Origin of the sequence: Hydrogenophaga sp. RWCD_12, from assembly GCF_046604225.1 — a bacterium.
Taxonomy (GTDB): Bacteria; Pseudomonadota; Gammaproteobacteria; order Burkholderiales; family Burkholderiaceae_C; genus Hydrogenophaga.
In genome coordinates, this window is sequence record NZ_JBKIXC010000002.1 from 314465 (window position 1) to 338596 (window position 24132).

Annotated in this window: 22 protein-coding genes; 13 read left to right on the forward strand and 9 right to left on the reverse strand. The window is 65.4% G+C overall.

Annotated features, from left to right (window positions below; all coding sequences use genetic code 11):
- Position 1: 1 nt before the first annotated feature.
- The 5 genes from ACLIJ1_RS08545 to ACLIJ1_RS08565 are packed head-to-tail and all read right to left on the reverse strand — an operon-like array spanning position 2 to position 5006.
- Positions 2 to 619, reverse strand: a complete 618-nt coding sequence (locus ACLIJ1_RS08545) for a lysophospholipid acyltransferase family protein (RefSeq protein WP_411365087.1) — start codon at positions 617 to 619, stop codon at positions 2 to 4.
- The gene (locus tag ACLIJ1_RS08550) at positions 616 to 1401 is read right to left on the reverse strand and encodes a transglycosylase domain-containing protein (RefSeq protein ID WP_411365088.1); all 786 of its coding nucleotides are present in this window, start codon (positions 1399 to 1401) and stop codon (positions 616 to 618) included. The genes ACLIJ1_RS08545 and ACLIJ1_RS08550 overlap by 4 nt, the downstream gene beginning before the upstream one ends.
- Before the next feature lies 1 nt (position 1402).
- Positions 1403 to 2269, reverse strand: coding sequence for an energy transducer TonB (locus ACLIJ1_RS08555; protein ID WP_411365089.1), 867 nt, complete (start codon positions 2267 to 2269; stop codon positions 1403 to 1405).
- A 22-nt stretch (positions 2270 to 2291) separates the two neighbouring features.
- Positions 2292 to 4340 (reverse strand): ribonuclease catalytic domain-containing protein, encoded by a 2049-nt coding sequence (locus ACLIJ1_RS08560; RefSeq protein ID WP_411365090.1) that lies wholly within the window; start codon positions 4338 to 4340, stop codon positions 2292 to 2294.
- Positions 4341 to 4379: 39 nt separating this feature from the next.
- Positions 4380 to 5006 (reverse strand): YqiA/YcfP family alpha/beta fold hydrolase, encoded by a 627-nt coding sequence (locus tag ACLIJ1_RS08565; protein ID WP_411365091.1) that lies wholly within the window; start codon positions 5004 to 5006, stop codon positions 4380 to 4382.
- Positions 5007 to 5029: 23 nt separating this feature from the next.
- Between ACLIJ1_RS08565 and rodA the strand changes: the two genes are divergently transcribed.
- From rodA to ACLIJ1_RS08595, 6 genes are all read left to right on the forward strand, one after another.
- On the forward strand, positions 5030 to 6184 hold the full coding sequence (gene rodA, locus ACLIJ1_RS08570; protein ID WP_411365092.1) for a rod shape-determining protein RodA: 1155 nt from the start codon (positions 5030 to 5032) through the stop codon (positions 6182 to 6184).
- 26 nt (positions 6185 to 6210) lie between these two features.
- A complete protein-coding gene (locus ACLIJ1_RS08575) occupies positions 6211 to 7110 on the forward strand; it encodes an NAD(P)-dependent oxidoreductase (protein WP_411365093.1) in 900 nt (299 codons plus the stop codon).
- A 60-nt stretch (positions 7111 to 7170) separates the two neighbouring features.
- Positions 7171 to 8631 (forward strand): metalloprotease TldD, encoded by a 1461-nt coding sequence (gene tldD, locus ACLIJ1_RS08580; RefSeq protein ID WP_411365094.1) that lies wholly within the window; start codon positions 7171 to 7173, stop codon positions 8629 to 8631.
- A gap of 225 nt (positions 8632 to 8856) precedes the next feature.
- The gene (locus tag ACLIJ1_RS08585; RefSeq protein ID WP_411365095.1) at positions 8857 to 9978 is read left to right on the forward strand and encodes a 3-deoxy-7-phosphoheptulonate synthase; all 1122 of its coding nucleotides are present in this window, start codon (positions 8857 to 8859) and stop codon (positions 9976 to 9978) included.
- Positions 9979 to 10097: 119 nt separating this feature from the next.
- On the forward strand, positions 10098 to 11156 hold the full coding sequence (locus ACLIJ1_RS08590) for a hypothetical protein (RefSeq protein WP_411365096.1): 1059 nt from the start codon (positions 10098 to 10100) through the stop codon (positions 11154 to 11156).
- Between the two features lie 91 nt (positions 11157 to 11247).
- Complete coding sequence (locus tag ACLIJ1_RS08595) at positions 11248 to 11568, forward strand: hypothetical protein (RefSeq protein ID WP_411365097.1); 321 nt, start codon at positions 11248 to 11250, stop codon at positions 11566 to 11568.
- On the opposite strand, the gene mpl is transcribed toward ACLIJ1_RS08595, so the two are convergent.
- Positions 11562 to 12956 carry a UDP-N-acetylmuramate:L-alanyl-gamma-D-glutamyl-meso-diaminopimelate ligase gene (gene mpl / locus ACLIJ1_RS08600; protein WP_411365098.1) on the reverse strand — a complete coding sequence of 465 codons (1395 nt, stop codon included), beginning with the start codon at positions 12954 to 12956 and terminating at the stop codon, positions 11562 to 11564. The genes ACLIJ1_RS08595 and mpl overlap by 7 nt on opposite strands.
- 39 nt (positions 12957 to 12995) lie before the next feature.
- Here mpl and ACLIJ1_RS08605 point away from each other — a divergent pair, with 39 nt between their 5' ends.
- The 7 genes from ACLIJ1_RS08605 (at position 12996) to ACLIJ1_RS08635 (ending at position 19175) form a co-directional block, all read left to right on the forward strand.
- Complete coding sequence (locus ACLIJ1_RS08605; protein WP_411365099.1) at positions 12996 to 13613, forward strand: hypothetical protein; 618 nt, start codon at positions 12996 to 12998, stop codon at positions 13611 to 13613.
- Positions 13610 to 14131, forward strand: a complete 522-nt coding sequence (locus ACLIJ1_RS08610; protein WP_411365100.1) for a TlpA disulfide reductase family protein — start codon at positions 13610 to 13612, stop codon at positions 14129 to 14131. The genes ACLIJ1_RS08605 and ACLIJ1_RS08610 overlap by 4 nt, the downstream gene beginning before the upstream one ends.
- Positions 14132 to 14378: 247 nt before the next feature.
- Positions 14379 to 14849, forward strand: coding sequence for an acetyl-CoA carboxylase biotin carboxyl carrier protein (gene accB / locus ACLIJ1_RS08615; RefSeq protein WP_411365101.1), 471 nt, complete (start codon positions 14379 to 14381; stop codon positions 14847 to 14849).
- Between the two features lie 16 nt (positions 14850 to 14865).
- Positions 14866 to 16215 (forward strand): acetyl-CoA carboxylase biotin carboxylase subunit, encoded by a 1350-nt coding sequence (gene accC, locus ACLIJ1_RS08620; RefSeq protein WP_411365102.1) that lies wholly within the window; start codon positions 14866 to 14868, stop codon positions 16213 to 16215.
- Positions 16216 to 16231: 16 nt separating this feature from the next.
- Positions 16232 to 17116 (forward strand): 50S ribosomal protein L11 methyltransferase, encoded by an 885-nt coding sequence (prmA, locus tag ACLIJ1_RS08625; RefSeq protein WP_411365733.1) that lies wholly within the window; start codon positions 16232 to 16234, stop codon positions 17114 to 17116.
- Positions 17117 to 17168: 52 nt separating this feature from the next.
- Positions 17169 to 18281: a DUF3426 domain-containing protein gene (locus ACLIJ1_RS08630; RefSeq protein WP_411365103.1), complete on the forward strand. Its 1113-nt coding sequence runs from the start codon at positions 17169 to 17171 to the stop codon at positions 18279 to 18281.
- A gap of 12 nt (positions 18282 to 18293) precedes the next feature.
- Positions 18294 to 19175, forward strand: coding sequence for a carbohydrate kinase family protein (locus ACLIJ1_RS08635; RefSeq protein ID WP_411365104.1), 882 nt, complete (start codon positions 18294 to 18296; stop codon positions 19173 to 19175).
- Between the two features lie 56 nt (positions 19176 to 19231).
- On the opposite strand, the gene ACLIJ1_RS08640 is transcribed toward ACLIJ1_RS08635, so the two are convergent.
- The 3 genes from ACLIJ1_RS08640 to ACLIJ1_RS08650 form a co-directional block, all read right to left on the reverse strand.
- Positions 19232 to 19774 (reverse strand): histone, encoded by a 543-nt coding sequence (locus ACLIJ1_RS08640; RefSeq protein ID WP_411365105.1) that lies wholly within the window; start codon positions 19772 to 19774, stop codon positions 19232 to 19234.
- 199 nt (positions 19775 to 19973) lie between these two features.
- Positions 19974 to 21113: a ribonucleotide-diphosphate reductase subunit beta gene (locus ACLIJ1_RS08645; RefSeq protein ID WP_411365106.1), complete on the reverse strand. Its 1140-nt coding sequence runs from the start codon at positions 21111 to 21113 to the stop codon at positions 19974 to 19976.
- Positions 21114 to 21257: 144 nt separating this feature from the next.
- Complete coding sequence (locus ACLIJ1_RS08650; protein WP_411365734.1) at positions 21258 to 24104, reverse strand: ribonucleoside-diphosphate reductase subunit alpha; 2847 nt, start codon at positions 24102 to 24104, stop codon at positions 21258 to 21260.
- Between the last annotated feature and the right edge of the window lie 28 nt (positions 24105 to 24132).

Below are 24132 nucleotides of genomic sequence, written 5' to 3' on the forward strand. Positions count from 1 at the left end.
ATCAGACCTCTCTCAGAGCCACCACGGCGTCGCGGGCCCGCACCAGAAAGTCGGCGCGGTCCTCGTCGGCGCCCAGCTTCACGGGCTCTCCGAACGTGACCGAGCACAGCACCGGCACCGGAATCACCTCGCCCTTGGGGATCACGCGCTGCACGTTGTGGATCCAGGCCGGCACCAGCACGACATCCGGAAACCGCTTCGCCAGGTTGTACAGACCGGACTTGAAAGGTTGGGGCTCGTCGGCGTGGCCACGGGTGCCTTCCGGAAAAATGATCAGCGAGTCGCCGCTGTCCAGCGCATCGATCAGCGGTTGCAGGGGGTCTTCATCGCCCTTGCGTTCGCGCTCGACATAGACGGCGTTGAACACGGCGGTGGTGATCCAGCGCTTGAAGTTCGAGGCGGTCCAATAGTCCTTCGCGGCGATCGGGCGCGTGATGCTGCGCAGCTCGGTGGGCAAGGCGGCCCAGATCAGCACCAGGTCGGCGTGGCTCTGGTGGTTGGCAAAGTAGATGCGCTGTTCGGCCTTGGGCGGGCAGCCGTACCAGCGGGCCTGCGCACCGGTGAGCGCGCGCACCAGGCCCAGCAGGAACATGCCCATGGCCTTGGCGCGCCAGTTCATGGTGGTGTGACATCGCCCATGCGGGCGACGATGGTGGCGGTGCGGCGGGACAGATAGGCCGAGCCGGGCCGCGTTTCAAAGAACTTCGGACTGGGCAGCATCACCGCCAGGCGGGCGGCTTCGTGGGCATTGAGCTGCGAGGCTGGCTTCTTGAAGTACCGCTGCGCTGCGGCTTCGGCGCCGAACACGCCCTCGCCCCATTCGACGCTGTTGAGGTAGATCTCCAGGATGCGACGCTTGCTCAGCAGGGCCTCCAGCGTCAGCGTGAGCACCAGCTCCTGGCCTTTGCGCAGCAGGCTGCGTTCGCCCGAGAGCAGCAGGTTCTTGGCCAACTGCTGGGTGATGGTGGACCCGCCGAGGATCTTGGCCGGCTTGACCTTCTTGAGGGCTGCCTCGGCCGCTTCGGGCTTGTTGCCCAGCTTCTTCTCGATCTGCTCCTGCCGCTTCTCGGCCTGTTCCAGGCGTTTTTCGTTCTTGGCCCAGGCCGCCTCGATGGCGTCCCAGTCGACGCCGCCGTGTTCAGGAAAGCCCGCGTCCTCCGACGCCATCACAGCGCGCTTGAGGTTGGGGTTGATGTTTTCGTAGTCCACCCATTGCGACGACCAGTGCCAGGACTTGTCCGTCGTCACCGAGCCGCTGGCGATCTGCCAGGCCTCGGAGCGCATGAAGGCCGTGCTCTGCGGCGCGACGACCAGCATCAGCGCAATGCGCAGCGCGAAGAACAGCTGCAGGGCCACGCCGGCCAGCACCACCCACAAAAGCCAGCGACCGATGGATTTCATGTCACTGCGCGCCCATCTGGGTCTGCAGGCCGGCGTCGCGCGTGAAGCGGAAGCGCGAGACGACCACGATCTGCTCCGCGCGGCGGCGCATCGCGTCGTTGAATTTGCCGAAGCTCAGGCTGCGCACGATCGACTCGGCGCGCCGGTCCAGCGTGGTGTTGCCGGAGGTTTGCACGACTTCAGTGCCCAGGACCTGACCGGTGTGGTTGACCGTGATCACCATGGTCAGCTCGCCGTAGAGCTTGCGGCCGGCGACCTCCGGGAAGTTGGTGGTGCCGCGGTCTTCGATCTTGCGGCGCAGCTCGTCGTAGTAGATCGCGTAGACCTCTTCGCGGGTGGCAGGGCTGATGTAGCGCTTGCGTGGCCGCGCGTTCTCTTCGTTGATGCGTTTCTCGATCTCGGCCAGCAGCTTGGTCAGCAGCTGGCGGCGGCGTTCGCGGTCGACCGATTCCGGGCTCGGATTGACGGCCTGCAGATCCGGCGGCGGCATGGTGGCCAGTTGCTCCTTGACCTGGGCCAGGATCTGGCTTTGCTGCTGCTTGAGCGCTTCGATCATGCGCTCGTCCTCTTCCGGCGTTTCGCCCAGCCGGGTTTCCTGCATCGAGGGCAGGGGTGAGGTGGCGCGTCCCTTTTCGGCGTCGCCGCCGCCGGCCAGTGAGGCCTGGGCGATGGCGCGCGCCTTTTCGGGCCGTTCCTCGCTCTTGGCGTTGACCAGGATCACTTCCAGTGGCGTGTCCTGGAACACCCGGTTGAAACCCTCGGGGTCGACGAAACGCACCGTCAGCAGGACGGCGTGAAAAGCCACCGAGATCCCCAGGGCGATCTGGAGGGTGCTCAGCCGTCGCAGGAAATTCAGGACCGGATTCACGGGCGCGATTATCCGTGCAGCGTCAGGGCGCGGCCGTCGCTTCGGCAGCGCCGGGCTCGGCCTCGTTGACGTCGATGGCCAGCGCCAGCGGTGCACCCAGGTCTTCGTCGTCTTCCTCCGCCGATTCGTCGGCTTCAGCCACCGGTCCGTCCAGCCGTTCGATCACCGTGCCCGAAACGTCCAGCGCGATCTCGTCGATGTCGCCCAGGCGCACCTTCACATGCGCGCCGCGCGGCAGACCTTCGGCCCCCATCACCGGCAACACCAGCGGCAGGCTGTCGGCGCGCACCAGGTTGTCCTTGATGAGCGTGGCGGTCAGATCGGAGATGCCAGCCTGTTGCAGGTGCTTGAGCGTCCAGAAACGTTCCATGCCGTTCTGGAAACCGTTGTAGGCGGTGTAGGCGGCGTCGAAGCTGCTGATGACAGCCATCAGGTTGGCGTCCTTGGGCTTGAATGGCGCCACCAGTGCGGCCGTGTTGCCGTGACGCGCGCAGGCAATGATCTGCCACTGGTTGACCAGGTCGACGTAGCGGCGCAAGGGCGAGGTGCTCCATGCGTAGGCCTTGACCCCGATGCCGGCGTGCGGTTGTGCGCGGGTGCCCATGCGCACTTTCATGCCCGGTGCGAGGCTGGCCTGGCTGCGGTAGATGCCGGGCACGCCGCAGGCGGCCAGCCACAGGCCCCAGGTGCTGTTGGCCAGGATCATGGCCTCGGCCACCATCAGGTCCAGTGGTGCACCGCGCGAGCGGGTGCCGATCACGACGGTCTCGCTGCCATCGGGTTCGTTTCCGGTCACGCCCTGCAGCTTGAAGGTGTAGTCGGGCCGGTTGAAGGTCTCGGGCTTGCCGCGCACCACTTCGCGTTGTGCCTTGAGGTGTTTGGCCAGTCGGAAGATGAACGCCAGCCGCGGCTGCAGGGCAGCGATTTCGTCGCTGGCGGTGTCCATCGGGGTTTCACCGGTCAGCCAGCTTTCGGTGATCACGCTGTCGAGCTGGTCGTGGCGCAGGTTGTGCGCGATCGGCACCCGCTCCAGCACGGTGCGGCTGTCCTTGAGCTCCAGCGTGGATTCGTCAAAGCTCACATACAGCGACACCGCTGGGCAGTTGCGCCCGGCTTCGAGCGTGTAGCTCTGCACCACCGCGTCGGGCAGCATGGTGATCTTGTGGCCGGGCATGTAGACCGTGGACAGGCGGTGCCGCGCCACCTGGTCTACCGGGCTGTCGGGTTGAATCGCCAACCCTGGTGCCGCGATATGGATGCCCAGCGTGACCGTGCCGCTGCCCAGGCCCTGCAGCGAGAGCGCGTCGTCGATCTCGGTGGTCTGCGAGTCGTCGATGGAGAACGCTTCGACCGCAGCCACCGGCAGCTCGTCATTGATGGCCGGCGCCTGCAGAGCTGGGAAGCCTGTGCCCTTGGGGAACTGGTCGAACAGGAAACGCTGCCAGTGGAACTGGTAGGCGCTGTTGATGGCGCCAGCTTTTTCCAGCAGGGCCAGCGGGTTGAGGTGGCTGCTGCGGGCGGCCTCGACCACGGCCTTGTATTCGGGCGCGTTCTTGTCGGGCTTGAACAGGATCTTGTAGAGCTGCTGACGCACCGGCTCCGGGCAGCTGCCGGCCACCAGGTCGGCGGTCCAGGCATCGATCTGCGCCTGCACCTGTTTCTTCTTCTCGATGGCGGCCAGCGCTTGCGCCACGACCTCGGCCGGCGCCTTCTTGTAGCGGCCCTTGCCGGCGCGGCGGAAGTAGTGCGGTGCGCCTTGCAGGCAGATCAGCGCGGCGACCTGCTGTTCGGTGGTTGCCGGATCGCTGAAGTAGTCGGCCGCCAGATCGCCGAACCCGAACTCGTCTTCCGGCGCGAATTCGTAGGCCAGCTCCAGCTCCATCGACGCAGCCAGGACGGTGGCGGCGGGCATGAGCTGAGCTGGGGCGGGTTTCTCGAAACGCAGCAGTGTGTTGGCCAGCTTGACCTTCACGCGCTTGCCGGAGTCGAGCTCCACCTGCAGGGAGCTTTCGGCTTCGGACATGAGACGGCCGGTCATCAGTTTGCCGGCTTCATCGAACAGGATATGCATGGGGCGGGATTGTCCCATGCCGGGCGGGGCACCCCGCGCTCAGTCGACAGGCCGCAGGAACTGCATCAGCGCGTCCAGATGCAGCTCGAAGTCACTGATCGCATGGTCGCCGTCGGGCAGCCGCCGGATGCTCCCGCCCTGGCAGAAATCCATCATCTCGCGCCAGTCGAGCACCTCGTCCCGTTCGGACACCAGGGCAAACAAGGTCTCCGGCGCAGCGGGCTGTGTGCTCCGAAGGCGGTCGGTGTCGGCGGCCAGCACCGCCAGTTCGTCCACAAACTCCGGCCGGAAGAAGATGTGCTCGTCCGGGTTCTGCCAGACCGGGTGTTCGCCGATGTATTTCTTCAGGTCTCGCTGGGGAAACGGCGCCGGGTTGAGCAGGGCAACCCGGCAACCCCGCTGCAGCGACAGCCAGCGCGCGTAAAAACCGCCCAGCGACGAACCGATCACCGCCATGCCTTCCTGCGGCCAGCCGTCCGTGAGCGAACGCATGAGAGCGGCAGCCTCGCGTGGCGATGGAGGCAGCTGCGGGCAGCACCAGACCACGCCCGGGTGCTGTTCGCGCACCCGCTTTGCCACCATTTGCGCCTTGGCCGACTGGGGCGAGGACCGGAAACCGTGCAGGTAGAGCAGGTGACTGGTGCGGGGTGCGACGGAGGTGGTCATGGGCAAAGGATAATCGCGTCCTCATGGCCGCCGTTCTCGACAAACCCACCCTCTGGCAGCGCATCAGTCCGGTCTTCCGCGGCTTCGATGTGCCGCTGGCGCTCGCGGTGCTGCTGCTGGCCGGCGGTGGCCTGGTGACGATGTATTCGGTCGGATTCGACCACGGCACGCGCTTTTCCAGCCACGGCCGCAACATGATGCTTGCGGCCGTGGTGCTGTTCACCCTGGCCCAGGTGCCTCCCCAGCGGCTGATGGCACTGGCGGTACCGATGTACACGCTGGGGGTGGTCCTGCTGCTGGGCGTGGCGCTGTTTGGCATCACGAAAAAGGGCGCAACACGGTGGATCAACGTCGGCATCGTGATCCAGCCCAGCGAAGTGATGAAGGTGGCCATGCCGCTGATGCTGGCCTGGTGGTTCCAGCGGCGGGAAGGCATGCTCAAGCCGCTCGACTTCGTGGTGGCCGGGGTGCTGCTGGCGGTGCCGGCCGCGCTGATCCTCAAACAGCCCGACCTGGGCACGACGCTGCTGGTGGTGGCTTCCGGGTTGGCGGTGATTTTCTTTGCCGGTCTGAGCTGGAAGCTGATCATCCCGCCGGTGCTGCTCGGGGTGATCGGGGTGGTGGTGATCGTGGTGATGGAGCCCCAGTGGTGCGCGCCCGATGTGGACTGGAAGATCCTGCACGAGTACCAGCGACAGCGCATCTGTACCTTGCTGGACCCGTCCAAGGACCCGTTGGGCAAGGGCTTTCACATCATCCAGGGGATGATCGCCATCGGCTCCGGCGGCGTCTGGGGCAAGGGCTTCATGCAGGGCACGCAGACCCACCTGGAATTCATCCCCGAACGCACCACCGACTTCATCTTTGCCGCATTCTCCGAAGAGTTCGGCCTGGCCGGTACCCTGAGCCTGATTGCCGGCTTCATCTTCCTGATCGTGCGCGGCCTGACCATCGCGCTGGAGGCGCCGACCCTGTTCGCCCGGTTGCTGGCCGGAGCGATGACGCTCAACATCTTCGTCTACGCCTTCGTGAACATGGGCATGGTCAGCGGCATCCTGCCGGTGGTGGGCGTGCCCTTGCCCTTCATCAGCTACGGGGGCACCGCGATGGTGACGCTGGGCGTGGCGCTCGGCATCCTGATGTCGATCGCCAAGTCCAAGCGGCTGATGCAGTCATGACGGGTGGCGGCCCTCCCATTCCGCCGATGCGCCGATACCCCGTCGCCGTCGTTGGTGCCGGCAACATGGGCGGTGCGATGGTGGCGCGGCTGTGCGACGGCGAAATCCCTGTGGTGGTCTGCGACATCGACCCGCTGCGGCAGCAGCAGGCGCTGGCCGCCGGAGCCTCCCTGGCCGACACCCCGGCGCTGGCAGCGGCGATGCTGGGTGAGGAGGGCTTGCTGATCGTGTGCGTGGTCGATGCCGACCAGTCCCGTTCGGTGCTGTTCGGGGCCGCCGGAGCCGCCGACCGCCTGCTTCCCGGGCAGACGGTGATGCTTTGTCCGACCATCGCCCCGCAGGACACCGAATCACTGGCGACCGCCTTGTCCGAACGGGGCATCGGCTGCATCGATGCGCCCATGTCGGGCGGCCCGGCGCGGGCGCGCGACGGCAGCATGAGCCTGATGCTCGCCGGGTCGAACCTCCTGCTGGCGCGCCACGAAACCTTGCTGGCGCGCCTGTCGTCCCGCCGTTTCTTTGTCAGTGAACGGGTGGGCGATGGCGCGCGCACCAAACTGGTCAACAACCTGCTGGCCGGCATCAACCTGGTCGGTGCGGCTGAGGTGATGGTGCTTGCCGAGCGCCTGGGGCTGGATCTGCCGGCCACGCTGGACGTGATCGAACAGTCCAGTGGCCAGAGCTGGATCGGTTCGGACCGCATGCGCCGCGCCATCGCCGGCGATTTCGAACCGCGTGCCCATGTCACTTTGCTGGAAAAGGACACCCGGCTGGCGGTCGAGACCGCCCAGGCGGCCGGGTTCGACGGTCCGCTGGGTGCCAGCGCGGCGGCGGTGTTCGCGCAGGCGCATGCCGCCGGAATGGCCGATCTGGACGATGGCGCGCTGCTGACCCTGCTGCGCGCAGGGCGGGGCCAATCCCACTGACAGGATCGGGGTCAGGGCCCCGGACCGGCGCGGTACCGCCCGGGTTCCTACAATCACCCCATGATTGCACGCGAACCCACCCTGGCCCGACTGGCCACCGCCGAGAACCTGCTGCTCACGCCGTATGGCCTGACCATGTCTCACCTGCAGCGTGCGCTTGGCGAGATCGCCTCGCACGGCGCCGACGATGCCGACCTCTATTTCCAGACCACCCGCAGCGAAGGCTGGAGCCTGGAAGAGGGCATCGTCAAGACCGGCAGTTTCAGCATCGACCAGGGCGTCGGCGTGCGTGCCGTCAGTGGCGAGAAGACCGCGTTTGCCTACTCCGACGACCTTTCCTGGGCGTCGCTCCTCGACGCGGCGCACACCGTGCGCTCGATTTCCGGCCAGGGCCAGAGCCGCAAGGTCCGCGTACCCGCGGTCAAGACCTCGAAGTCCCGCTCGCTCTACCCCGGTCTGGATCCCATCGGCACGCTCGACAGCACGGCCAAGATCGCGCTGCTGGAAAAGGTGGAGAAACTGGCCAAGGCGCGCGACCCGCGCGTGGTGCAGGTCATGGCCAGTCTTGCGGCCGAACACGATGTGGTGCTGATCGCGCGCGCGGATGGCACGGTGGCGGCCGATGTGCGGCCTCTGGTGCGCCTGTCGCTGACGGTGATCGCCGAGCAGAACGGCCGTCGCGAGATGGGCAGTTCCGGCGGCGGCGGGCGTTTCGGTCTGGCGTATTTCGACGACGCAACGGTGAACGACTATGTCGTAGAAGCCGTGTCGTCGGCCCTGACCAACCTGGACGCGCGCCCGGCGCCGGCCGGCGAGATGACCGTGGTGCTTGGTCCGGGCTGGCCCGGTGTGTTGCTGCACGAAGCGGTGGGCCATGGCCTGGAAGGTGACTTCAACCGCAAAGGCTCCAGCGCATTCTCGGGTCGCATCGGCCAGCGCGTGGCCGCCAAGGGCGTGACGGTGCTCGATGACGGCACCATCGCCGACCGCCGCGGCTCGCTCAATGTCGACGACGAAGGCTGCACGACGCAGAAGAACGTGCTGATCGAGGACGGCATTCTGAAGGGCTACATCCAGGACGCCATGAATGCGCGCCTGATGGGCGTCAAGCCGACCGGCAATGGCCGTCGCGAGAGCTACGCCCATGTGCCGATGCCGCGCATGACCAACACCTACATGCTGGGTGGCGACAAGGCGCCGGAAGAAATCGTCGCATCGATCAAGAAAGGCCTGTACGCCACCAATTTCGGCGGCGGTCAGGTCGACATCACCAGCGGCAAGTTCGTCTTCTCCGCCAGCCAGGCCTACTGGGTCGAGAACGGCAAGATCCAGTACCCGGTCAAGGGTGCGACCCTGGTGGGCAGCGGCCCGGAGTCGCTCAAGAAGATCAGCATGATCGGCAACGACATGCGGCTGGACAGCGGCGTAGGCACCTGTGGCAAGGAAGGGCAGAGCGTGCCGGTGGGTGTTGGACAACCCACCTTGCGCATCGACGGCCTGACGGTGGGCGGCACGGCCTGATCAAGGCTTGTAAGACGCCTGTCAAAACGCCTGTGCTACATTCGCGACCTATGCAATCCCGCGTCGCCATCTTTTTTGCCTTTTACTTTTGGTTCTCTGTCCCCGGCGGACGAGAGGCAACGGTGTAAGCGCGCAAAGCAACCGAAACCCTCCCAAACCGCCGGGCCCACAGCCCGGCGGTTTTTTTTCACCCTTTCACTTTCCAACCCTGCGAGGAGCCCTTCGATGAACGCCAAGACCACTGCCGCCAGCGATGCCTGGTATTCGCGGCCTGCCGACAAGACCAGCCAGACCGACGACCAGCGCATCAAGGACATCACCGTGCTCCCGCCGCCCGAACACCTCATCCGTTTCTTCCCGATCGCCGGCACGCCGGTGGAAGGCCTGATCAAGCAGACCCGCAGCCGCATCCACGACATCCTCCACGGCAAGGACGACCGCCTGCTGGTGGTGATTGGCCCCTGCTCGATCCACGACCCGGCCGCCGCGCTGGACTACGCGCGCCGCCTCAAGCCGCTGCGTGAGAAGTACGCCGACACGCTGGAAATCGTGATGCGCGTGTATTTCGAGAAGCCGCGCACCACGGTGGGCTGGAAGGGCCTGATCAACGACCCGTACCTCGACGAAAGCTACCGCATCGACGAGGGACTGCGCATCGCGCGCCAGCTGCTGATCGAGATCAACCGCCAGGGCCTGCCGGCCGGCAGCGAGTTCCTGGACGTGATCAGCCCGCAGTACATCGGTGATCTGATCGCCTGGGGTGCCATCGGCGCGCGCACCACCGAAAGCCAGGTGCACCGCGAACTGGCCTCGGGCCTGTCGGCGCCCATCGGGTTCAAGAACGGCACCGACGGCAACATCAAGATCGCGACCGACGCCATCCAGGCCGCGGCCCGCGGCCACCACTTCCTGTCGGTGCACAAGAACGGCCAGGTCGCCATCGTGCAGACCAACGGCAACAAGGACTGCCACGTCATCCTGCGAGGCGGCAAAACGCCCAATTACGACGCCACCCACGTGGCTGCCGCCGTCAAGGAACTCGAAGCCGCCAAGCTCACGCCGCGCCTGATGGTCGACTGCAGCCACGCCAACAGCAGCAAACAGCACGAGAAACAGCTGGATGTGGCCAAGGACATTGCCGCCCAGATCCAGGGCGGCTCGCGCAGCGTGTTTGGCGTGATGATCGAAAGCCACATCGAGGCTGGTGCGCAGAAATTCACGGCTGGCAAGGACGAAGTCGGGCAGCTGGAATATGGCAAGAGCATCACCGACGCCTGCCTGGGCTGGGACCATTCGCTTCAGGCGCTCGAAACCCTGTCGCAGGCGGTGGCTGCCTCTCGCCGCTGATATCGACCGTATCACGCGGGTTTGATGTTCCCGCGCCAGTGCCGATGTTCTAATTGGTGGGCTTCGCGAGCGCACAACGCAGCCGCGAAACCTCTGTCAGGCGGGCGTTGGGAGCATCCGTGGAACAACCGGTACTGGGTCTGGGGCTGTTGGGCTTTGCCGAGCCGGTGGGTCTGCGCCTGCAGGAATGGGCGGCCCAGGTGCCGGCTGGCTGGCCCATGTGGCGCACCTGCGACCCCCATCTGGCCGATGCCTGGATGATTGCCGGCGACTCGGTGGAGGTGCTGGGACGGGACGAGGTGGTGATTCGCCACCCGTTCGGCAGCGATGAACGCCTGACCCTCAACCGCGCCGAAGTCGATCGCCCGCTGGCTTTTGCCGCTCCCCTGCCCGAAGGATTTGCGTCGGCCGAGTTTTTCGAAGCCGACAGCGAAAGCAGCGTGCGCCAGCGACTGCAGCGGTTTGAAGCCTGGCTGCGCCCCCTGCGCACGCAGTTTGCGCTGGGCGCCGAACTCATCGAGCGGCTCGACCAGTACCGCTCGGGCGGCGTGGTCCACGTGACCCTTGGCGGCAAGCTGCTGGCGGTGCTCGACATTCCCCGCTGGCAGGCGGCACTGTCGATTCCCGCGCGGCCAGTCGATCTGAGCATGGCCGAATGGGTCCATGGAGAGAATCTGTCGCGCGATGTGCCGCCGTCGTTCATCCGCCTGCCGCTGTACCGGGTGATGTGGGGCTATGCCTTGCGCACGCAGCGCGACGTGTTGCCGGCGCGCTACCGGGGGCCGCGCATCTATCTGCGCCGTGTGCCGCGGCTGCCTGCGCACTGGTTTGACGAGGATCACCTGTCGCTGATGCGCGAACTCATGACCCGTCCTGCCACCTTCACACAGTTGCTGGAGCGCGGTGGACTGTCCGAACGTGAATTGGTGCGTCACCTGGGGGCGCTGTACCACGGCGGTGCGCTCACCACCGACATCGACAGCGCCCGCCGGGCCGAAGCGGACACCCGTCGCTCGATGGTGTCGCTGCGGTTCGACCAGGCCAACATCGATCCGGTCTCGCGCCAGCATGAGCATTCCGGCTCGGTGGCACCGTCGAGCATCTTGCGGGAGGCGGTGCATTCCCCGTTGCGCATTTCGACCGGCAAGGCCGAGCCTCACCGCGAGTCCGGGACCTGACAAGCGCCTGCACTGGCAGGCGCACAATGTCGGGACGGGGCCTCCAGACAACGGCCCCATTGAATGTTCAACCTCTCCAAGGAGTGTTCCGATGCGCAGCCAAGTCACCGTGACCTGGGGCGAAAACGCCAGCTACCGTTTTGACCTCGACGCCGTGCAGCCGATGCCCAACGACCAGGCCCGCGCCTGGCTCGACGGGCAGTTCACGGCGTTCGAATGCGAGCCGATCCGCCTGACCGGCAAGGTGCTGACGGCAGACAAGGTGCTCAGCGTGGCGCAGGCCGCCGGCCAGGAACGTTTCCGCGACGCCGGGCACCGCGACTGGGCCGAGAGCTTTGCCCGTGCGACCAGCGGCGCCTTGGCCAAGCCGACCATCACCGTCGATCTGGCCACGATGTCACTGGGTTACTGAAGTGCGGCGCCTAGGGCGGTGAGCAGGCGGGTGTGGATCCCGCCGAAACCGCCGTTGCTCATGCAGACGATGTGGTCGCCCGCGCGGGCGGCCGCAGCGACCTGCTGCACCAGCACATCGATGTTCTGGCCGACGCAGGCGCGGTCACCCATTGGCGCCAGCGCTTCCGCCGCGTCCCAGTCGAGCCCGCCGCTGTGGCAGAAGGCCAGGTCGGCGGCTTCCAGGCTCCAGGGCAACTGGGACTTCATGGTCCCCAGCTTCATGGTGTTGCTGCGCGGCTCGAACACCGCCAGGATGCGGCCACCGTCCGCGCCCAGGCGCCGGCGAAGACCATCCAGCGTGGTCCGGATGGCGGTCGGGTGGTGGGCAAAATCGTCATAGACCGTGATGGGTCCACCGGACCGGGCCACGGTGCCACGCACCTCCATGCGGCGGCGCACGTTCTGGAAACCGGACAGCGCCCGCGCTGCGTCGGCCGGCGCCACGCCGACGTGCTGGGCGGCGGCGATCGCTGCCAGGGCGTTGAGCTGGTTGTGCTCGCCGGTGAGCGCCCACTCCACGCGCGCCACCGCCTGGCCGCGCTCCTGCACGTCGAAGGCGTGTGGTTCGCCGAGGGCGCTGAAGTCGCTGACTGCGGCGCCAAAGCTGCGCACCTCGCTCCAGTGCCCCATGTGCAGCACGCGGTCCAGGCTTTCTTCCAGACCGTTGACGACCAGCCGGCCGCTTCCGGGCACGGTGCGAACAAGATGGTGAAACTGGCGTTCGATGGCCGCCAGGTTGTCGAAAATGTCGGCGTGGTCGAACTCTAGGTTGTTGAGCACGGCGGTGCGCGGCCGGTAGTGCACGAACTTGCTGCGCTTGTCGAAGAAGGCGGTGTCGTATTCGTCGGCCTCGATCACGAAGGTCTTGCCGGTGCCCAGCCTTGCCGAGACCCTGAAGTTCATCGGCACCCCGCCCACGAGAAAACCGGGATTCAAGCCGTTGGCTTCCAGCACCCAGGCCAGCATCGAGGTGGTGGTGGTCTTGCCGTGGGTGCCGGCGACCGCCAGCACATGGCGGCCCTGCAGCACGTGCTCGGCCAGCCATTGCGGACCGCTGGTGTAGGGCGCGCCAGCTTCCAGGATGGCTTCCATCAGCGGAAACTTTGGCGTGCCGTCGGGAAGCCGCGCGCGGCTGACCACGTTGCCGACCACGTACATGTCGGGCGCCAAGGCCATCTGGTCGGCGCCAAAACCTTCGATCAGGTCGATGCCCAGGGCCCGGAGCTGGTCGCTCATCGGGGGGTAGACGCCGGCGTCGCAGCCGGTGACGCGGTGACCGGCTTCGCGGGCGAGCGCGGCCAGTCCGCCCATGAAAGTGCCGCAAATGCCCAGGATATGAATGTGCATGCGGCGATTCTAGGTGGCGCCCCGGGCACAATCCGGCCCATGGATACCTTCCGTTCCGATACGACCGCCGAGATCGCTGCGGTGGCGGCCCGTCTGGTGGTGGACGAAGGCCTGGAGTACGCGGCCGCCAAGCGGCGGGCGGCCAAACAGCTGGGCCTGTCGACGGCGCGTGCGCCCTGGCCGGACAACGACCTGCTTGAAGCTGCAGTGCGGGAGCACATCGCTATTTTCTGCGCCGACACCCAGCCGGGCGAGCTTCAGGCGCTGCGAGAGCTGGCACTGGTCTGGATGGAGCGGTTGGCTGCCTTTCGGCCGCACCTGTGCGGTGCCGTCTGGCACGGCGCGGCCACGCGCCACAGCGATATCTATATGCAGCTGTACTGTGACGACCCCAAGGCGGCGGAGTGGGCGCTGCTGGACCACCGGGTCGAGTACCACCCCGGCACGGCCAGCAACGCCCTGGGGGATCCGGTCGAGGCACTGACGCTGCGCCTGCGTTGTCCGGCGCTGGAGCAGTGGGTGCTGGTGCACCTGCTGGTGCTGGACCACGATGCCGTGCGCGGAGCGCTCAAGCCGGATGCTCAGGGTCGCAGGCCGCGCGGTGACGCCAGGGATGTACGTGCCTTGCTCACTGCGCGACCAGAGGAGAACGCATGAACCGGCGGCAACTGTGGATGGCTGGGGTGGGGGTTGCCGCGATGGCGGCTGGCGCCGGGGTCGCGTGGTGGCGGTTGCGAGCCGGCCCGGCGCTGGACGGCGCGGAAAGCGCCTTCTGGGGCAGCGCCTTTCCCGGCGTGAAGGGGGAGACGCTCGCCATGTCGGGGTTGCGTGGCCGGCCGTTGCTGGTGAATTTCTGGGCCACATGGTGTCCTCCCTGCGTCGACGAGCTGCCCTTGATCAACCGGTTCCACCGGGAGCATGCGTCGCAGGGCTGGCAGGTGCTGGGGCTGGCGGTCGATCAGGCGGCGCCGGTCACGCGCTTCCTGACGCACACGCCGCTGGACTTTCCGGTGGCGCTCGCTGGGTTTGCGGGCACCGAGTTGTCCCGCAGCCTGGGCAACGTCAGCGGCGCCTTGCCGTTCAGTGTGGTGTTTGGTGCCGACGGCACGGTCCTGCACCGCAAGCTGGGCAAAGTCAGCCCGGAAGAGCTGGCCGTCTGGGCTCAACTGGCCTGAACAGAGAGCAGTCGGGCGGCGCAAGCCAAGCGTTGCGAACGGGATCAAAAAAGGGTTAAAGTTCGCCCATCTTGTGTCTGTTTGTTGTCAGCCGCCAACCGGCTGAACATCCCTCAAGGTGTGACGAACGGTAACTTGCGCGATACCGCCCCTCGTGTACACTGCGCACCCCGGCAAGTTGGCATCGCCTGTTTTTGTGAAATAGAGCGAAGTTAATCCAATTTGACTGCAATTCGTTGGAGAAATCATGGATCTGAGAAAACTGAAGACGCTGATCGACCTGGTGTCCGAGTCGAACGTGTCGGAACTGGAAATCACCGAAGCCGAAGGCAAGGTGCGGATCGTCAAGAGTGCTCCGACGTCGGCAGTGGCACAAGTGATGGCGGTTGCTCCCGCTGCGCCCGTGCTGGCTCCGGCCCCTGTCGCTGGCGAAGCGTCGGCTGCAGCGCCCGCTGCCGCGCCAGTCGTGGCCGCTGAGCCCACCGGCCACATCGTCAAGTCTCCCATGGTGGGCACCTTCTACCGCGCGTCCAGCCCCGGCGCCAAGCCGTTTGCCGAGGTCGGTCAGTCGATCAAGGACGGCGAGACCATCTGCATCGTCGAGGCCATGAAGATCCTCAACGAGATCGAGTGCGACAAGACTGGCACCATCACCGAAATCCTGGTCGAGAACGGCCAGGCGGTGGAATACGGACAGCCGCTGTTCGTCATCGAATAAAGGGGACCCTCGCCCCATGTTCAAGAAAATCCTCATCGCCAACCGCGGCGAAATCGCCCTTCGTGTGCAGCGCGCCTGCCGCGAAATGGGCATCAAGGCCGTGATGGTCTATTCCGAGGCCGACCGCGACGCCAAGTACGTCCGGCTGGCCGACGAAGCCGTCTGCATCGGCCCGGCCCCCTCGGGCCAGAGTTACCTCAGCATGCCGGCCATCATTTCGGCCGCCGAAGTGACCGACGCCGAAGCCATCCACCCCGGCTACGGCTTCCTGTCGGAGAACGCCGACTTTGCCGAGCGCGTCGAGCGCAGCGGCTTCACCTTCATCGGCCCGACACCCGAGTCGATCCGCATGATGGGCGACAAGGTCTCGGCCAAGCAGGCCATGATCCGTGCCGGCGTGCCCTGTGTGCCTGGCTCCGAAGGCGCCCTGCCGGACGATCCGGCCGTGATCAAGCGCACCGCGAAGGCAGTAGGCTACCCGGTGATCATCAAGGCCGCCGGTGGTGGCGGCGGACGCGGCATGCGCGTGGTGCACACGGAAGCGGCCCTGCTGCACGCGGTGCAGACGACCAAGGCGGAAGCTGGCGCGGCCTTCGGCAATCCCGAGGTCTACATGGAGAAGTTTCTCCAGAACCCGCGCCACATCGAAATCCAGATCCTGGCCGACACGCACCGCAACGCGGTGTACCTGGGTGAGCGCGACTGCTCGATGCAGCGCCGCCACCAGAAGGTGATCGAAGAGGCGCCCGCTCCGGGCATTCCGCGCCGCCTGATCGAGAAGATCGGCGAGCGCTGTGCTGCTGCCTGCAAGAAGATCGGCTACCGCGGCGCGGGGACCTTCGAGTTCCTGTTCGAGAACGGAGAGTTCTATTTCATCGAGATGAATACGCGTGTGCAGGTCGAGCACCCTGTGACCGAATGGATTTCGGGTGTGGACATCGTGCGCACCCAGATCGCCGTCGCGGCCGGTGAAAAGCTGCCGTTCACGCAACGCCAGATCCAGCTGCGCGGCCACGCCATCGAGTGCCGGATCAACGCCGAAGACGCTTACAAGTTCACCCCGTCGCCTGGGCGCATCACCACCTGGCACATGCCCGGTGGGCCGGGTGTGCGCGTGGACTCGCACGCATACACCAACTACTTCGTGCCGCCCAACTACGACTCCATGATCGGCAAGCTGATCGTGCACGGCGACACGCGCGAGCAGGCACTGGCCCGCATGCGCACGGCGCTGGCCGAGGCCGTGGTGGAAGGCATCAAGACCAACATACCGCTGCACCGCGAGCTGATGGTCGACGCCAGCTTCGTGGCCGGCGGAACGAACATCCACTACCTCGAAGAGTGGCTGTCGCAGCGTGAGCGCTGACGTGTCCGGCGGCTCGCTGTTCGAGCTGGTCCTGCTGGTCCCAGAAGCCGGCGTCGAGCCAGTCGGCGACGCGCTGGTGGTGCTGGACGCCCTGAGCGTCTCGGTCGAGGACGCCGATGCGCTGACCCCTTCCGAGCAGGCGCTGTTCGGCGAACCCGGCATGCCCCCGCCCAAGGAAGGCTGGAACCGTTCGCGGGTTGTGGCGCTGTTCCCGGATGAAGCGCTGGCGCGTGAAGCGGCAGCACTGTTGCTGCCGCAAGACTTCTTTGAGGGTGCGCAGGTGATGGGCGTGCGCGCCGTCGCCGAGCAGGACTGGGTGCGGCTGACGCAGTCGCAGTTCGACCCGGTCGAGATCACACCGACGTTCTGGATCGTGCCGACCTGGCACGAGCCCCCTGCCGCTGCGAAGGAAGTGATTCGCCTGGACCCCGGTCTCGCCTTTGGTACCGGCACCCACCCGACCACGCGCATGTGCCTGCGCTGGATCGCGGGTCACGCGCCGCGGCGTCAGCGGGTGCTCGACTACGGCTGTGGTTCGGGCATTCTGGCGATCGGTGCGGCCAAGTTCGGTGCCGATCCCATCGTCGCCGTGGACATCGATCCGGCCGCTGTCGAGTCGTCGCGCCTCAATGCGGACGCCAACGGCGCCGTGCTGCGCACAGGATTGCCGGACGTGGTGGATGGCGACTTCGATGTGGTGCTGGCGAACATCCTCGCGACCCCTTTGAAGGTGCTGGCGCCGCTGCTGTGCGAGCGCGTGCGTGCCGGTGGGCATCTGGTGCTGGCGGGCATCCTGGCCCGGCAGGAAGAAGAGCTTCGCGAAGCCTATGCACCCTGGGTGAAGCTGAGCGTGAGCGACGAGGAAGACGGCTGGATCCTGATGACCGCTTCCAAGGTCTGACACCGGCGCCTTCTGGCCAGGTGGCGGTGCGGGTGCCTGCAATAATCGCCGCATGAGTTTCACCACCCGCTGTCCTGCTTGCGGAACGACGTTCAAGATCGTTCCCGACCAGCTCAAGATTTCCGACGGATGGGTGCGTTGCGGGCATTGCGCCGATGTGTTCGACGCGACGCTGTTTCTGGAAGGTGAAAGGCCAGTCCCGGAACCTGCGGCCGCTCCCGTGGTACCTGCGCCGTCGGCTCCGGCGCAGGAAATGCAGCCATCGGTGCCGGCCCCCTCGCGCAAAGTGGTGATCTCGGCGCCGGTGACGCAGCCGCCTGGTGATGGCGACGACGGTTGGCTGCTGAGACCCCGCCAGGCCGAGGCACCGGCGGCTGCGCCACAGGGGCCACGTTCGGTCCCGGGCATGAACAGGGTCCAGGCCGATCGAGCCTTCGAGGAAGAGATCCGGCGTTTTGCAGTCTCGACCACCAGCGAGGCGCTTCCTCCGCTCCCTTCGCCAGCACCATCCGCACCGCTCTCCGATGAGCCGCCCGCCAACCCGTCTTCGGTCGAGCGCGATCAGGCGGGACCATCCGGTGATTCGTTGCCGGCTCCGACAGCACCGGCCCCTGATGACAAGCACGAGACAGAGCCTCCGCTGCTGGAGCCAAGTTTTGTGGTGCAGGCGCGCCGGCGGGCGTTCTGGCAGTCGCGGGGCACGCGCGCGGCATTGTGGGTTGCGTCGCTGGCATTGGTGCTGGGGTTGCTGCTGCAGATCGCAGTGCACGAGCGCGACCGGCTGGCGGCTTGGAGCCCCGCGACGGGGGCGCTTCTGATGGCGGTCTGCCGACCGGTGGGTTGCGAGGTCGGGCCGGCGCGACAGATTGAGTCGGTGGTCATCGACAGTTCGAACCTTGTGCGGCGCCTAGGCAACTTCTATTCGTTCGATCTTGTGCTCAAGAACAGCGCCAGCTTTGCGGTGGCGATGCCGGCTCTGGAACTGAGCCTGACGGACACGCGCGACGCCGTGATCGTCCGCAGGGTGTTCCTTCCGGACGAGCTGCCCGGAGCCCCCCAGTTGCTGCCCCCGCAAGGCGCGCTGTCCCTGAGCCTGCGCCTGTCCATTGCGGACCAGGGCGTGTCGTCGATGTCGGGCTACCGTGCCCTGGTTTTTTATCCCTGAGAACTCTCCAACATGTCCATCCTCATTTGCGGCTCGCTGGCCTTCGACACCATCATGACGTTCGAGGGCCGCTTTGCCGAGCAGATCCTGCCGAGCCAGCTGCACATCCTCAACGTGTCCTTCCTAGTGCCCGGCATGCGGCGCGAATTCGGTGGTTGCGCCGGCAACATCGCCTACGGGCTGCGCCAGCTGGGTTCGGACGCGGTGCCGCTGGCGATGGTGGGCAACGATGCGCAGGACTACCTCGCGCGTCTGCAGGGGCTGGGCGTGGACACGCGCTTCATCGGGACCACAGCGGACAACTACACCGCTCAGGCGATGATCATGACCGACCGCGACAACAACCAGATCACTGCGTTCCACCCGGGCGCCATGTCGCAGGCGCACGAAAACCGCGTCCCCACCGACGCCGGCATCCGTCTGGGCATCGTGGCGCCCGACGGTCGCGACGCCATGCTGCAACACGCCGAGCAGTTGCACGCCGCCGGCATTCCTTTTGTGTTCGATCCGGGCCAGGGCCTGCCGATGTTCAATGGCGAAGAATTGCGCCACTTCATCTCGATGGCCAGTTGGGTGGCGGTCAACGACTACGAAGGCAAGATGCTGAGCGATCGCACAGGCATGAGCCTGCCGGAGATTGCCCTCCAGGTCAGTGGACTGATCGTGACCCTGGCCGAACACGGTTGCGATGTTCACGTGGGTGGTCAGGTCACCCGGGTGGCTGGCGTGGCCGCGGCGGAGGTGGTCGATCCGACCGGATGCGGGGATGCTTTCCGCGCCGCCCTGTTGCATGGCCTGTCGCAGGGCTGGTCGCTGGAACGCTGCGCCGAGCTGGGCAACCGGCTGGGTGCCACCAAGATCGCGAGTCGCGGCGGTCAGAACTACCACCTCTGAAAACGAAAAGGCCCGGCGCTTTCGCACCGGGCCTGTCAATCATCCGAGAGGATGACTCAGGGCTTGCTGGACGTCGGGAACGGCCAGGCAGCCTGAGGGTTCAGCTTGGTTTGAGCTGCAGGTGCCGCAGGGGCTGCCGGCTTCTTGGCCGGCTCAGCTTTTTTTGCTGGGGCTGCCTTTTTGACGGCGGCCTTCTTGGGGGCAGCGGCCTTCTTGGGGGCAGCAGCCTTCTTGGGAGCAGCAGCCTTCTTCGCCGGTGCAGCCTTCTTGGGAGCAGCAGCCTTCTTCGCCGGTGCAGCCTTCTTGGGAGCAGCAGCCTTCTTCGCCGGTGCAGCCTTCTTAGGAGCAGCAGCCTTCTTCGCCGGTGCAGCCTTCTTGGGGGCAGCGGCCTTCTTCGCCGGTGCAGCCTTCTTAGGAGCAGCAGCCTTCTTCGCCGGTGCAGCCTTCTTAGGAGCAGCAGCCTTCTTCGCTGGTGCAGCCTTCTTGGGGGCAGCGGCCTTCTTCGCCGGTGCAGCCTTCTTGGCCGGAGCGGCCTTCTTCACAGCGGCCTTTTTAGCCGGGGCGGCTTTCTTGGCCGGAGCTTTTTTCGCAGTTGCCATTGTTTTCTCCTTGATCAAGTTGCAAAGAGCACTTCCACCGACCGAACGCCGGAGAAGTGATTCAGGATCCTGGCGCCGTGGATGCATCCACGGGTGGCGCCAAGACCTTGAATCCTGTGACAAAGCCCTGTCCCCGACACCGGGGTGTCTGGAACAGGGCTTCGTGAAACGGTGAACATGTCAATCAATCGTCGGGCCTTCAATCCCAGGACAATGCGCCACCGGACTGGTATTCGATGACGCGGGTCTCGAAGAAATTGCGTTCCTTCTTGAGATCGATCATCTCGCTCATCCAGGGGAACGGGTTCTCTTCGTTGGGGAACAGCGGCTCCAGGCCGATCTGCGTCGCACGGCGGTTGGCGATGTAACGCAGGTAGCCCTTGAACATGGATGCATTGAGACCCAGCACTCCACGTGGCATGGTGTCCTCTGCATAACGGTATTCGAGTTCGACCGCCTTTTCGAACAGCGCCTTGATCTCGGCCTTGAACTGGGGCGTCCACAGCATCGGGTTCTCGAGCTTGATCGCGTTGATCAGGTCGATGCCGAAGTTGCAGTGCATGGACTCGTCGCGCAGGATGTACTGGTACTGCTCGGCGGCACCGGTCATCTTGTTCTGACGACCCAGTGCGAGGATTTGCGTGAAGCCGACGTAGAAGAACAGGCCTTCCATCAGGCAGGCAAACACGATCAGCGACTTGAGCAATGTCTGGTCGTTCTGGGGGGTGCCGGTATTGAAGTTCGGGTTCATGATCGCCTCGATGAAAGGGATCAGGAACTCGTCTTTGTCTCGGATCGACTGGACTTCGTTGTAGGCGTTGAAGATCTCGGACTCGTCCAGACCCAGCGACTCTACGATGTACTGGTAGGCGTGGGTGTGAATGGCTTCTTCAAACGCCTGACGCAGCAGGAACTGGCGGCACTCGGGCGCCGTGATGTGGCGGTAGGTGCCCAACACGATGTTGTTGGCGGCCAGCGAGTCGGCGGTGACGAAGAAACCGAGATTGCGCTTGACGATGCGACGCTCGTCTTCGGTCAGACCGTTGGGATCTTTCCAGAGCGCGATGTCGCGACTCATGTTCACTTCCTGCGGCATCCAGTGGTTGGCGCAGGTGGCCAGGTATTTTTCCCAGGCCCACTTGTACTTGAAGGGAACGAGCTGGTTGACGTCGGTCTGTCCGTTGATGATGCGCTTGTCGGCAACGTTGACGCGTCGGGCGCTGTCGGACGAAGTCGTTGCGGCGGAGGACAGTGACGCTTGCACACCCGACGAAACAGGAGTCGGGGAAATCGGTGCGGGCTTAACAGCGGGAGTGACTTGATCGTCCCAGGTCAACATAGGGGGGTGTCCAATTCGGTGGATTATCGAAGCGTCGACATGAATTGCAAAGCGATCATGTGCCGGGCGAATGCATTGTGTTGCGGTGCTGCATCGAAATCGGTGAGAAGTTTCATCACAGTCATTCGACCCGGCGCATGAAGATCACTGACAGGCTTCGCAGCCGGGGTCGTCGATCGCGCAGAACTTGATGTCGGTTGCCGGTTCTGCGGACACCGCAGCAGCAGCCGGCGCGCTCATCGACATGTCGTTGCCATGCACCGAGACCGCGTTGAGCTGACCCGTGCGACCCGTGGATTTCTCGGCCTGAGTGGCCGACGTGGTGCGCAGGTAGTAGGTGGTCTTGAGACCGCGCAGCCATGCGAGCTTGTAGGTGTCGTCGAGCTTCTTGCCAGAGGCACCGGCCATGTAGATGTTCAGGCTTTGCGCCTGGTCGATCCACTTCTGGCGGCGCGCTGCAGCTTCTACCAGCCACAGCGGTTCCACTTCGAACGCGGTGGCGTAGAGCGCCTTCACGTCCTGCGGCACGCGGTCGATCGGGCGCAGCGAACCGTCGAAGTGCTTGAGGTCCATCACCATCACGTCGTCCCACAGGCCCAGGCGCTTGAGATCCTTGACCAGGTAGCTGTTGATGACAGTGAACTCGCCAGACAGGTTGGACTTGACCGAGAGGTTGCCGAAGCAGGGCTCGATCGAGGCGTCGACGCCGATGATGTTGGAGATGGTCGCGGTCGGCGCGATGGCCACGCAGTTGGAGTTGCGCATGCCGTCGGCGGCGATCTTCTTGCGCAGCGCGTCCCAGTCCAGCGTGGCCGAGCGGTCCACGTCCACATAGCCGCCGCGTTCACGTGCCAGCAGGTCCAGCGTGTCGGGCGGCAGGATGCCTTGGTCCCACAGCGAACCGCGGTAGCTGGTGTAGCGGCCGCGCTCGCGCGCCAGCTCGGTCGAGGCCCAGTAGGCGTAGTAGCAGATTGCTTCCATCGACTTGTCGGCAAAGTCGACGGCTTCGTTGGAGGCGTAGGGGATGCGCAGTTCATACAGCGCGTCCTGGAAGCCCATCAGGCCCAGGCCCACCGGGCGGTGGCGCAGGTTCGAGTCGCGCGCCTTCTTGACCGCGTAGTAGTTGATATCGATCACGTTGTCGAGCATGCGCATCGCCGTGGTGATCGTCTGCTGCAGCTTGGCGTGGTCGAGCTGGCCGTCCTTGACGTGCTTGAGCAGGTTGACCGAGCCAAGGTTGCAGACTGCGGTTTCGCTGTCGCTGGTGTTGAGCGTGATCTCGGTGCAGAGGTTGGAGCTGTGCACCACGCCTGCATGCTGCTGCGGGCTGCGCACATTGCAGGCGTCCTTGAAGGTGATCCAGGGATGGCCGGTCTCGAACAGCATCGAGAGCATCTTGCGCCACAGGTCGGTGGCGGGCAGCTTGCGGTAGGGCTTGATCTCGCCGCGGGCGGCCTTTTCTTCGTAGGCCACGTAGGCCTTCTCGAAGTCGGCGCCGAACAGGTCGTGCAGGTCGGGTACGTCGTTGGGCGAGAACAGGCTCCATTCGCCCTTTTCCATCACGCGCTTCATGAACAGGTCGGGAATCCAGTTCGCCGTGTTCATGTCGTGGGTGCGGCGGCGGTCATCGCCGGTGTTCTTGCGCAGCTCCAGGAATTCTTCGATGTCCAGGTGCCAGGTTTCCAGGTAAGTGCAGACCGCACCCTTGCGCTTGCCGCCCTGGTTCACCGCCACGGCGGTGTCATTGACCACCTTCAGGAAAGGAACGACGCCTTGCGATTCGCCATTGGTGCCTTTGATGTGGGCACCCAGGGCGCGCACGCGGGTCCAGTCGTTGCCCAGGCCGCCGGCGAACTTGGACAGCAGCGCGTTTTCCTTGATGGATTCGTAGATGCCGTCCAGGTCGTCGGGCACTGTGGTCAGGTAGCAGCTGGAAAGCTGCGAGCGCAGCGTGCCGGCGTTGAACAGCGTTGGCGTGGACGACATGAAGTCGAACGACGACAGCACTTCGTAGAACTCGATGGCGCGGGCTTCGCGGTCGATCTCGTTGAGCGACAGGCCCATGGCCACGCGCATGAAGAAGATTTGAGGCAGCTCGATGCGGGTCTTGCGAACGTGCAGGAAATAGCGGTCGTACAGCGTCTGCAGACCCAGGTAGTCGAACTGCAGGTCGCGCTCGGGCTTGAGCGCGGCGGCCAGGCGGGCCAGATCAAACTGCAGCAGCTTCTCGTCCAGCAGTTCGTTCTGCACGCCCTTCTTGATGGCCAGCGGGAAGTACTCGGCATAGCGCTCGGCGCGTTCGGCCTGCGGCACATCCTCGCCCAGCACCTCCTTGACCACGGTGTGCAGCAGCAGGCGCGCGGTGGCGTAGGTGTAGTCCGGGTCCTTTTCGATCAGGGTGCGGGCAGCGAGGATGGCAGCCTTGTAGACCTCTTCGATCGGCACGCCGTCATAGAGGTTGCGCTTGGTCTCGGCAACGATGGGGTCCGCCTTGACATCCTTCCCCAGGTTGGCACACGCGGCTTCGATCAGACCCTGCAGGCGGGCGATGTCCAGCGGCACGCGCTGACCGCCGTCCATCACATGCAGGGTGGCTTCGGCGGGCTGCGCGGCCTTCACCTGCTGCGCGCGCTCCTGGGTGCGGCGTTCGCGGTAGAGCACATAGGCGCGGGCCACTTCGTGGTGCCCGCTGCGCATAAGGCCCAGTTCGACATGGTCCTGCACGTCTTCAATGTGGAACGTGCCGCCGCCCGGACGTGAACGCACCAGCGCGCGCACCACAGTCTGCGTCAGCGCGTCCACCGTTTCGCGCACGCTGGCCGAGGCGGCGCCCTGGGTGCCGTGCACCGCCAGAAACGCCTTCATCATCGCCACCGCAATCTTGCTCGGTTCGAACGGCACGACAGCGCCGTTGCGGCGAATGATCTGGTACTGGGCAAACACGGCCGAACTGGTCGACTCGGCGGTGGAACCGGCGCTGCCGGTCAGCATGTGGGGGGCGTTGGTGGATGCGGTGGGC